The sequence below is a fragment of the Oceanicella actignis genome (assembly GCF_900111545.1).
Taxonomy (GTDB): domain Bacteria; phylum Pseudomonadota; class Alphaproteobacteria; order Rhodobacterales; family Rhodobacteraceae; genus Oceanicella; species Oceanicella actignis.
Genome location: NZ_FOHL01000017.1, coordinates 1 through 9,084 on the forward strand (window position 1 = coordinate 1; position 9,084 = coordinate 9,084).

The 9,084-nt window shown below is 68.4% G+C and carries 13 protein-coding genes; 11 read left to right on the top strand and 2 right to left on the bottom strand.

From position 1 onward, the window contains the following. The 7 genes from BMW67_RS15795 to BMW67_RS14940 all read left to right on the top strand — a co-directional run. The coding region (locus BMW67_RS15795) for a hypothetical protein (protein ID WP_177174525.1) at positions 1-469 on the top strand (469 nt) is incomplete at its 5' end. Positions 470-862: 393 nt separating this feature from the next. Then, on the top strand, positions 863-1,384 hold the full coding sequence (locus BMW67_RS14910) for a crossover junction endodeoxyribonuclease RuvC (protein ID WP_083581652.1): 522 nt from the start codon (positions 863-865) through the stop codon (positions 1,382-1,384). Between the two features lie 189 nt (positions 1,385-1,573). Then, positions 1,574-2,002 carry a DUF6362 family protein gene (locus BMW67_RS14920; RefSeq protein WP_072748517.1) on the top strand — a complete coding sequence of 143 codons (429 nt, stop codon included), beginning with the start codon at positions 1,574-1,576 and terminating at the stop codon, positions 2,000-2,002. Positions 2,003-2,168: 166 nt separating this feature from the next. Beyond that, the gene (locus BMW67_RS14925) at positions 2,169-2,393 is read left to right on the top strand and encodes an AbrB/MazE/SpoVT family DNA-binding domain-containing protein (RefSeq protein WP_072748516.1); all 225 of its coding nucleotides are present in this window, start codon (positions 2,169-2,171) and stop codon (positions 2,391-2,393) included. Beyond that, entirely contained in the window at positions 2,390-2,782 is a 393-nt protein-coding gene (locus BMW67_RS14930) for a type II toxin-antitoxin system death-on-curing family toxin (protein ID WP_072748515.1), read from the top strand. Before BMW67_RS14925 ends, BMW67_RS14930 begins: the two co-directional genes overlap by 4 nt. 254 nt (positions 2,783-3,036) lie before the next feature. Continuing rightward, on the top strand, positions 3,037-4,371 hold the full coding sequence (locus BMW67_RS14935; protein ID WP_072748514.1) for a site-specific DNA-methyltransferase: 1,335 nt from the start codon (positions 3,037-3,039) through the stop codon (positions 4,369-4,371). Beyond that, on the top strand, positions 4,368-4,592 hold the full coding sequence (locus BMW67_RS14940) for a DUF7220 family protein (RefSeq protein ID WP_072748513.1): 225 nt from the start codon (positions 4,368-4,370) through the stop codon (positions 4,590-4,592). The genes BMW67_RS14935 and BMW67_RS14940 overlap by 4 nt, the downstream gene beginning before the upstream one ends. A 51-nt stretch (positions 4,593-4,643) precedes the next feature. Here the strand turns inward: BMW67_RS14940 and BMW67_RS14945 are convergent, their stop codons facing one another. Continuing rightward, the gene (locus BMW67_RS14945; RefSeq protein WP_072748512.1) at positions 4,644-5,162 is read right to left on the bottom strand and encodes a DUF3489 domain-containing protein; all 519 of its coding nucleotides are present in this window, start codon (positions 5,160-5,162) and stop codon (positions 4,644-4,646) included. 95 nt (positions 5,163-5,257) lie between these two features. Then, the gene (locus BMW67_RS14950) at positions 5,258-5,527 is read right to left on the bottom strand and encodes a hypothetical protein (protein ID WP_072748511.1); all 270 of its coding nucleotides are present in this window, start codon (positions 5,525-5,527) and stop codon (positions 5,258-5,260) included. A gap of 109 nt (positions 5,528-5,636) precedes the next feature. On the opposite strand from BMW67_RS14950, the gene BMW67_RS14955 reads away from it, so the two are divergent. The 4 genes from BMW67_RS14955 to BMW67_RS14970 form a co-directional block, all read left to right on the top strand. Further along, positions 5,637-6,188: a hypothetical protein gene (locus BMW67_RS14955; protein ID WP_072748510.1), complete on the top strand. Its 552-nt coding sequence runs from the start codon at positions 5,637-5,639 to the stop codon at positions 6,186-6,188. Then, positions 6,139-8,169, top strand: coding sequence for a phage terminase large subunit family protein (locus BMW67_RS14960; RefSeq protein WP_083581650.1), 2,031 nt, complete (start codon positions 6,139-6,141; stop codon positions 8,167-8,169). The genes BMW67_RS14955 and BMW67_RS14960 overlap by 50 nt, the downstream gene beginning before the upstream one ends. A 3-nt stretch (positions 8,170-8,172) precedes the next feature. Continuing rightward, positions 8,173-8,385, top strand: a complete 213-nt coding sequence (locus tag BMW67_RS14965) for a phage head-tail joining protein (RefSeq protein ID WP_072748509.1) — start codon at positions 8,173-8,175, stop codon at positions 8,383-8,385. After that, positions 8,386-9,084, top strand: a 699-nt coding sequence (locus tag BMW67_RS14970; RefSeq protein WP_125827078.1) for a phage portal protein, incomplete at its 3' end; no start/stop codon positions are given.

Sequence of the window (9,084 nt, forward strand, 5' to 3'; positions counted from 1 at the left end):
CGAGGGCGCACGGGCGCGGTTCGATGCGCTCGGCGACGAGATCACTGCCGAGCTCAGGGCGGCCGCCGGCACGTTCCAGACCCCGATCCTTGCCCGGATCGCGGAGAACGCGGCCAAGATTGCGCTCGTCCTCGCCGTGGGGCGGGATGCGGTCCAGCCCGTCATTCGGATGGAAGACGCCGTCTGGGCGATCGAGTTCGTGCGCCACTTCGCCCGGCGCACCATCGACGCGGTCGAGCGCCATGTCGCCGACACCGAGACCGAGGCGCATCTGAAGCGCCTGCGCGAGATCATCCGCAAGGCCGGGGCGGCGGGGATGACCAAGTCCGAGCTGACCCGCGCCTCGCAATGGCTCCGGGCGCGCGACCGCGACGACATCCTGCTCACGCTGGTGGAGAGCGGCGACATCGTCACGGTCGAGCAGGAGACCGGGGGGCGGAAGGCGATGCGCTTCCGGGCGCTGCGGTGAGGGCCGCCGCGATGCTTCCTTCAACGGCCCCCATCCTTCACTTGAAGGAAGTTCCCGCCCAAGCCCCTGTCGTGACGCGAAAAATCCGGCGCGAGGGACTTCTTTCAATATTTCACGCAAAGACCCTCGCGCGTGGGAGAGGAGGGGTATGCCACACATACCCATTGAAGAAACTGAAATATTGAAAGAAGATATTAAATGCCTTTCTCTCAATGGCTTACAGCCCCACTTCCTTCAAGTGGAGGGACTGAAGCCGTTGAAGAAAGCCTTGGGCGCTCACCACGCCCCCAACCATGACCCTGACCCGATCTCGCGATCCCGGTCCGGGCGCGCGTGCTGCCTTCGATCCAGGCAGGCGTGGGCCTTGGCCGATCACTCGAAGAGGAGGTCGTCATGGACCGCTCCCCACACATCGCTCCGGCGCCTTCCATGGCCGCCGGCGCTCTCGACCGCTGCATTCTCGCGCTGGATCTCGGCACCAGCACCGGCTGGGCGCTGCGCTCGGCCGAAGGGCTGATCACCAGCGGGACCGCGAGCTTCAGGCCAGGCCGCTATGATGGCGGCGGCATGCGCTACCTGCGCTTCACCAACTGGCTCACCGAGATCGACCGCTTGTCCGGCCCAATCGCCGCCATTTGGTTCGAGGAGGTGCGCCGCCATGCCGGTACGGACGCGGCGCACGTCTATGGCGGCCTCATGGCCACGCTGACCGCATGGGCGGAACTGCGCGGCGTGCCTTACGAGGGCGTTCCCGTCGGCACGATCAAGCGGCACGCCACCGGCAAGGGCAACGCGCCGAAGGAGGCAATGATCGCGTCTGCGCGTGCCCGGGGCTTCAGCCCCGCCGACGATAACGAGGCCGATGCCATCGCGATCCTCGTTTGGGCGATCGAGACGAATGGAGGTGTCGCATGAGGTGGCATCCCAAGGGCTACGGTGGCCGTCGTCGCGACCCCGAGCAGGTGAAGCGCGAGGGTTGGCAGGAGCAGGGAGTGCTGGCGGTGTCAGTGGATGATGACCGGTTGAGCTGGCCTGAACGGGAGCTCGTTCGCCAGTTGGGCGAACGGCTCTACGGACCGCGTGCTGCCGACGATGGAGGGTGCCATGGATAAGTGGACCCCGTCTCTCGTCGAGGCCCGCCTGGCCGAGGCGGCCTTCGTGCTCAAGCGCCTGCCCGAGCCGCGACGGCGCGGCTATTTCAGCACCTGGCCCGAGATCATCCACTCCTTCGGCGACAAGGTGGGCCAGAAGCCAAGGCCCATGCGCGTGCTGCCCTCGCCGCAGGCGATCAGCCGGATGGAAGAGACGCTCTCCTGGACGGTGGGCCTCGATCCCGTAGACGGCAAGATCATCTGGATGCGCGCATACGGGGAGCGGTGGAAAACCATCTGCTGGACGGTCGGGCTGCAGCGCTCGGCCGCCCACCAGCACTGGCTCTACGGGCTTTGCGTGATCGCGCTGAGGCTCAACCGGCGGCGGTTCAACCCCAACCTGTCGAAGCGGAAGGTGATCGAGCTGGCCCGCGGCGCGTGATGGAGCGCAAGAGCGGGAAAGATGTGCGGCGGACACATTTCGACGGGACGAAAACGCCTCTCCCGGGGTAGAAAATGGGTATCCTCGGGAGAGGCGCGCGCGGGGACGCCTTGAAGGGCAGAGTTATAACGCATATTATAACGTGGGTATTCAAGGAGACGCCGCCATGTCCAGCCTGAAGCTCATCAGCATCGGAAATTCCGTGGGGGTCGTCTTGCCGAAGGAGCTCCTGGCGAAGCTTCGCGTCGGCAAGGGCGACCGTCTCTATGCTGTGGAAACGCCGAACGGGATCGAGCTGACGCCCTACGACCCGGAGTTCGCGGCACAGATGGATCTCGCCGAAGAGATCATGCGCGAGGATCGCGACGTGCTGAAGAAGCTCGCTGAATGAGCGATCGGATTGCATGGGTGCGCTTCGACGTGGTCGAGGCCATCCACAACCGGCAGCTTGCCGAACACGGCGGGCGGCCGGGCATCAGGGACCGCGGGGCGCTCGCCTCGGCGTTGCAGCGGCCGAAGGACAGGCTGGCCTATGCCGACTCGGCGCCGGATCTGGCCGAGCTTGCCGCGGCCTACGGGTTCGGCATCGCCCGCAATCATCCTTTCGTGGATGGCAACAAGCGCACGGCGCTTGTGGTGATGCGGCTTTTCCTGCGGCTGAACGGCGCTGATCTGGCGGCGTCGCCCGAGGAGAAATACGCCGCCACGATGGCGCTTGCAGCGGGCGAGATGGACGGGCCCGCTCTCGCGGACTGGCTGCGGCGGCACCTTGTCTGCTAACCCTTTGAGACAACGGTTCCTTTCGGGCCGAAATCGTATGCTGGCGGGCTTGGCGCGCAATATGGCCAGCGACAGGGCCGGATTTTTGGGAAGCCACCCGGAAGCCGGATCCACCCCCGGCGCCCTGAAACCTTCGTAATTTCAAACACATGACCGGACTCGCGGGGTGGATACCCCGTGGATGCCGGAGTCCAGCACGCAAGCCGGTGGACTCCGCCGCGCCGGAATCCACCACCATTCACGGAACACCGCCCATGACGCTGAGCTTCGCCCCCGAGCGGATCGAGACCTGGCCGCTGGCCAAGCTCCAGCCCTACGCGAAGAACGCGAAGGTGCACGGAGCCGACCAGGTCGCGAAGATCGCCGCCAGCATGGCCGAATTCGGCTGGACCGTGCCCTGCCTCGTCGGCGAGGACGGCGAACTGATCGCGGGCCACGGCCGGGTGCTGGCCGCGACACAACTGGGGCTGACCGAGGCGCCGGTGATCGTGCTCGGGCATCTGACCGAGGCGCAGCGGCGGGCCTACCGCATCGCGGACAACAAGCTGACCGAACTCGGCAGCTGGGACGAGGCGCTGCTGTCGGCCGAACTGCAGGACCTGCTCGCCGAGGACTACGACCTGTCGCTGGTGGGGTTTTCCGACGGAGAACTCGACAAGCTGCTGGCCTTCGTGCCGGAGGGGGACGGTCAAGAGGCTGGCGCCGGGGGCTCCGTGCCTCCGGTGACCATCCCCGAACCACCGCGCAACCCGGTGTCGCGGACGGGCGATCTGTGGATCCTCGGCGACCACCGGCTGCTCTGCGGCGACAGCACGAACCACGACGACGTGCGCCGTCTGATGAACGGCGAGCGCGCCGTGCTGTTCGCGACCGATCCGCCGTATCTCGTCGACTACGACGGGTCCAACCATCCGACCCGCAATAAGGACTGGTCCGCCTCTTACGGCACGACCTGGGACGACAGCAGCCAGGGCGCGGAGCTTTACGACGGCTTCATCGCCGCGGCTGTTGCCGAAGCGATCACCGAGGACGCGGCCTGGTATTGCTGGCACGCCTCGCGCCGCCAGGCCATGCTTGAGGCCTGCTGGGAGAAGGCAGGCGCCTTTGTCCACCAGCAGATCATCTGGGTAAAGGACCGCGGGGTCCTCACCCGGTCGCACTACCTCTGGAAGCACGAGCCTTGTTTCATGGGCTGGCGCCGCCCGAACCGCCCGCCGAAGGTGGCGGAGGAAACGCTGCCGTCGACCTGGGAAATGCCGTCCTTTGCGAAGGACGAGCGCCCGGACCACCCGACGCCGAAACCGCTCGATGCCTTCGGCATCCCGATGCGCCAGCACGTCGCTCGCGGCGGGCTCTGCTACGAGCCGTTCTCGGGGTCCGGTTCGCAGATCATGGCGGGCGAGGCCAGCGGTCGCCGTGTCTTCGCAATGGAGATCAGCCCGGCCTATGTCGATGTCGCCGTCGAGCGCTGGCAGGCCGAGACCGGCCGCGACGCGATCCTCGATGGCGATGGACGGACATTTGCGGAGGTTAGGGCCGAGCGGCTGGACGAGACCCCGGCCTCGAGGGATGAGGATGCGGCCGAATGAATCAGAGTCGGGCCATGTCGCTGGTCGAGGCGGCAACGAACGTGGTCGTCGGCTACGTTCTGGCCGTCGCCACCCAGATCGTCGTGTTCCCGTGGTTCGGGATCGAGACGGGGCTCGCCGAGCACATGACCATCGGCCTCGCTTTCGTCGGCGTCTCGCTGGTGCGCGGGTATCTCTTGCGACGGCTCTTCGAGGCGAGCCGATTGCGCGGCGACCAATAAGCACCGCCGCCCGCTCGGGGCGGCGGCTACAGGATTCTGGCGGGCCGGATGTCAATCGCTGGCGATGCGATAGACCCGTCCGCGCCCTTCAACCTTCTCGGAGATGATCGTCAGGCCCAGCTTCTTCCTGAGCACGCCCGACATGGCACCGCGAACCGTATGCGGCTTCCATCCTGTGGCGGCCACGATCTCGTCGATGGTCGCGCCGCTCTCGGCGCGGAGCATCTCGATCAGGATTTCCTGCTTGGTGCCCTTGCGGCGCTGGACCGGGGCGGGCGGCGCGTCCGCCGGCGGCGTCTCTTCCGGCGCGTCGGTGATCCCGAGTGTGTTGTAGGCGAGCGGGGTGGCGCGCAGCGTGATCGGGCCGCGCTCCTCGTCGTGCCGCCAGACGGTCTCGAGATCGGTCGCCGGGACCTCCTCGATCAGCCCGCGCTTCAGCAGGCTCTTGCAGACATTGCCGACAGCGCCGCCCTTGAGGCTGGCGGTCACGGGAAACACCGCTCCGTCCTCGCGCGCGCATGCGGTGGAAAGGATGACGGCTTGGGCATCGGAAAGCTGGATCTGTGTCATGGGGTCGTCTCCTTCGTCGGGGCCGCGAGCATCGCGGCCCTCCCACGACCCCAAGCCGCGCGTCGGCGCGGCAGGAGTTCCGGCGGGGGCGCCAGTCACGCGTCGGGCGCGTCCTCGCCGAAAGCGAATGCGGTGATCTCGGCGAGACGCTCGGCGATGTGACCGAGCGTGCCGACATGGCCCCAGTTCACGTCGTCGGGGCTGACGTTGAAATGGTCGTCGCTGAGCGCCTGCAGGCGGGCGAGCATCTCGTCGATCTCGGCCTTCTTGCCGATGAAGGCGGCAAGCGCGGCCTCTTGGTTCTTCCGGGCCTTTTCGGCGCGAAGCTGGTGGCGGGATGTGGTCTCGGGGTTCAGGCGGGTCATGGCTGGCTCCGGGTGAGTTGCATCGTCCTTGTGGGATCGACGTTCGCTCTGTCGTGGAGGCTTATCAACTCGATAAGCACATGAACTTGAATGATAATCGGAGCCCGTCATGCAGGGCATGAGCGAGCGCCAATACGCCGCCCGCGTCGGGCTGTCGCGCGGCGCGATCCAGAAGGCGAAGGCCGCCGGCAGGCTCGTCCTGCACGAGGATGGCAGCATCGACGCCGCGGCGTCCGACAGGCTCAGGGCAGAGGCGACCGACCCATCGAAGACCAGGAAGGCGCAGAAGCTCAAGCCCGTGCCCGAGGCGGCGGTGTCGGCGGTCGGAGACACGTTGCGGGAACAGGGGCTTGCCGCCCCCGCGACCGGCGGCGGCACGACCTTCCTGCAGGCGAAGACGGCGCATGAGGTGCTGAAGGCGCAGGAAAGGCGCATCCGGCTGCAAAAGCTCAAGGGCGAACTCGTCGACCGCGTGCGCGCCGAGACGCTCGTGTTCCGGCTCGCGCGCGAGGAACGCGATGCCTGGGTCAACTGGCCGGCGCGGGTGGCCGCGCTGATGGCGGCGGAGTTGGGAACGGAAACGGCGGCCATGCAGAAGGTTCTGGAGGCCCATGTCCGCGCCCATCTCGAGGAACTCTCCCAGCCAAGGATCGGCCTCTGACGAGATCGCCTCAAGCAGCGAAGCGGTAGGCGAGACCATCACCACCTTTGACGGTGCGGAGGCGCTGCTGCGGGCCTGGGGCCGCGGCCTCACGCCCGATCCCTGGCTCACGGTCTCGGAATGGGCCGACAGGCATCGCTGGCTGAGCTCGCGGGCGAGTGCGGAACCGGGGCGCTACCGGACCGAGCGCACGCCCTACATGCGGGCGATCATGGATGCGCTCTCGCCCGGCCATCCCGCGCAGCGGGTCGTGTTCCAGAAAGCCGCGCAGGTCGGCGCGACGGAGGCCGGCAACAACTGGATCGGCTTCGTGATCCACCACGCGCCGGGGCCGATGCTCGCCGTCCAGCCGACGGTGGAGTTGGCAAAGCGCAACTCGCGCCAGCGGATCGACCCGCTGATCGAGGAGAGCCCGGCGCTGAAGGAACGCGTCCGCCCGGCGCGCGCGCGGGACAGCGGCAACACGCAGCTGTCGAAGGATTTCCCCGGCGGCGTGCTGGTGATGACCGGCGCCAACTCGGCGGTGGGCCTGCGCTCGATGCCGGCGCGCTACGTCTTCCTCGACGAGGTCGACGCCTATCCCGCCTCGGCCGACGAGGAAGGCGACCCGGTGAGTCTTGCCGAGGCGCGGTCGCTGACCTTCGCGCACCGGCGCAAGGTCTTCCTTGTTTCGACGCCGACCATCCGCGGCGTCAGCCGCATCGAGCGGGAATACGAGGCGAGCGACCAGCGGCGGTTCTTCGTGCCATGCCCGCATTGCGGCGCGATGCAGTGGCTCAGGTTCGAGCGGCTGCGCTGGGAGAAGGGCAGACCGGAGACGGCGGCGTACACTTGCAATGCCTGCGAGGAGCCGATCGAGGAGCATCACAAGCCGGCGATGCTCTCACTCGGCGAATGGCGCCCGACCGCCGAGCCCCGCGATGCGCGGACGGTGGGCTTCCATCTCTCGGCGCTCTACTCGCCGCCGGGGTGGAAGAGCTGGGCCGACATCGCGCGGGACAAGGAGACGGCGGCGGGATCGGACGAGGCCGAGCGGGTGTTCCGCAACACGGTGCTCGGCGAGACATGGATCGAGACCGGCGACGCGCCCGACTGGCAGCGGATCGCCGAGCGGCGCGAGGACTGGCCGGCGGGCACGGTGCCGGAGCGGGGCCTGTTCCTCACCGCCGGCGCGGATGTGCAGAAGGACCGGATCGAGGTCGATGTCTGGGCCTGGGGCCGTGGGCTGGAGAGCTGGCTCGTCGATCATGTCGTCATCGAGGGCGGCCCGGCGAACCCGGAATGCTGGGACGCGCTGACGGAGCTGCTCGGCCGCAGCTGGCGGCATGTGGGTGGCGCCGAACTCGGCCTCGCGCGGCTCGCCATCGACACGGGCTACGAGACGGCAGCGGTCTATGGTTGGGCGCGCTCGGTCGGCTTCGCGCAGGTGGCGCCGGTGAAGGGCGTCGAGGGCTTCAACCGGGCGAGCCCCGTCTCGGGGCCGACCTATGTCGACGCGACCGTCTCGGGCAAGCGCCTGCGCCGGGGCGCGCGGCTCTGGACCGTGGCGGTGTCGACCTTCAAGGCCGAGACCTATCGCTTCCTGCGGCTGGCGCGCCCGACGGTGGAAGAACTGGAGGAAGGTGCTGCGTTCCCGCCCGGCACGGTGCATCTGCCCGGCTGGGTCGACAGCGAGTGGCTCAAGCAGCTGGTCGCCGAGCAGCTGGTGACGGTGCGCAACCGCCGCGGCTTCGCGAGGCTCGAATGGCAGAAGCTGCGGGAACGCAACGAGGCGCTCGATGCCCGCGTCTACGCCCGCGCTGCCGCCTGGATCGCCGGCGCCGATCGGTGGGGCGAGGCGACTTGGGCCGACCTGGAGGAACAGGTGGGCGTCAGGGGCACGGAACCGGAGCGGTCCGAGGGGCAGGCGCCCGCGGGCCGGATCCATCGCAAACCGGGGCGGCGCGCGCGGCGCGTCTTCCGCTCGAGCTACATGGGGTGAGCCATGCTTGTCGATGACCTGATCGCCCGGCGCGAGGCGCTTCTCGAGGCGCGCTATCGCGGCGTGCGCACCGTCGAGGTGGAGGGACGGCGCATCACCTATGCCTCGGACGCCGAGATGGCCGCGGCCTTGGCCGATATCGAACGGCGCATCGCCGATGCCAGCGCTGGCAGGCGGCGGCGCATCGTGCGGGCCACCGCCAGCAAGGGGCTCTGAATGCGGCGCGCGCTAGGCCAGCTGCGCCGGCGGATCGGCGCCCTCGTCGGCGGCTTCGATGCCGGCCAGGGCGGTCGGCGGCTGAGGCACTTCCAGCCCTCGCGCGCCCATCTCAACACGCTGATCGCGGCCGCCGGGGCCGACATCACCGCCCGCGCGCGCTGGCTCTCGCGCAACAACGGCTATGCGGTGAATGCCGTGGAAAGCTGGGCCGGCAACGTCGTGGGCGCCGGGATCAAGCCCTCCTCGCTCATCGCCGATGCCGATCTGAAGGCACGGGTGCAAAGGCTCTGGCTCGACTGGACCGACGAGGCGGATGCCGAGGGCTTCACCGACTTCTACGGGCTGCAGCGGCGTGCCGCACGCGAGGTGTTCATCGCGGGCGAGGTGTTCTTCCGCTTCCGCCCGCGCCGCCCCGAGGACGGGCTGCCGGCGCCGCTGCAATTGCAGATGATCCCCTCGGAGATGCTGCCGCTCACCCGAAACGAGCCCTTGCCCGGCGGCGGGGCGATCCGCCAGGGGATCGAGTTCGATGCCATCGGCCACCGCGTGGCCTACCACTTCCTGCGCCGCCATCCGGGCGATGTGACCGATCCGGGGCTGGCCGGCGAGACCGTGCGCATCCCGGCCTCGGAGATTGTCCACGTAGTCGATCCGGTCGATGCCGGGCAGCTGAGAGGCGTGTCGCGCTTCGCCCCG

Coding starts and splice junctions, on each gene's coding strand:
- BMW67_RS14910 (WP_083581652.1), top strand. CDS start 863: ATGGACCGCTCCCCACACATCGCTCCGGCGCCTTCCATGGCCGCCGGC.
- BMW67_RS14920 (WP_072748517.1), top strand. CDS start 1,574: ATGGATAAGTGGACCCCGTCTCTCGTCGAGGCCCGCCTGGCCGAGGCG.
- BMW67_RS14925 (WP_072748516.1), top strand. CDS start 2,169: ATGTCCAGCCTGAAGCTCATCAGCATCGGAAATTCCGTGGGGGTCGTC.
- BMW67_RS14930 (WP_072748515.1), top strand. CDS start 2,390: ATGAGCGATCGGATTGCATGGGTGCGCTTCGACGTGGTCGAGGCCATC.
- BMW67_RS14935 (WP_072748514.1), top strand. CDS start 3,037: ATGACGCTGAGCTTCGCCCCCGAGCGGATCGAGACCTGGCCGCTGGCC.
- BMW67_RS14940 (WP_072748513.1), top strand. CDS start 4,368: ATGAATCAGAGTCGGGCCATGTCGCTGGTCGAGGCGGCAACGAACGTG.
- BMW67_RS14945 (WP_072748512.1), bottom strand. CDS start 5,162: ATGACACAGATCCAGCTTTCCGATGCCCAAGCCGTCATCCTTTCCACC.
- BMW67_RS14950 (WP_072748511.1), bottom strand. CDS start 5,527: ATGACCCGCCTGAACCCCGAGACCACATCCCGCCACCAGCTTCGCGCC.
- BMW67_RS14955 (WP_072748510.1), top strand. CDS start 5,637: ATGCAGGGCATGAGCGAGCGCCAATACGCCGCCCGCGTCGGGCTGTCG.
- BMW67_RS14960 (WP_083581650.1), top strand. CDS start 6,139: ATGTCCGCGCCCATCTCGAGGAACTCTCCCAGCCAAGGATCGGCCTCT.
- BMW67_RS14965 (WP_072748509.1), top strand. CDS start 8,173: ATGCTTGTCGATGACCTGATCGCCCGGCGCGAGGCGCTTCTCGAGGCG.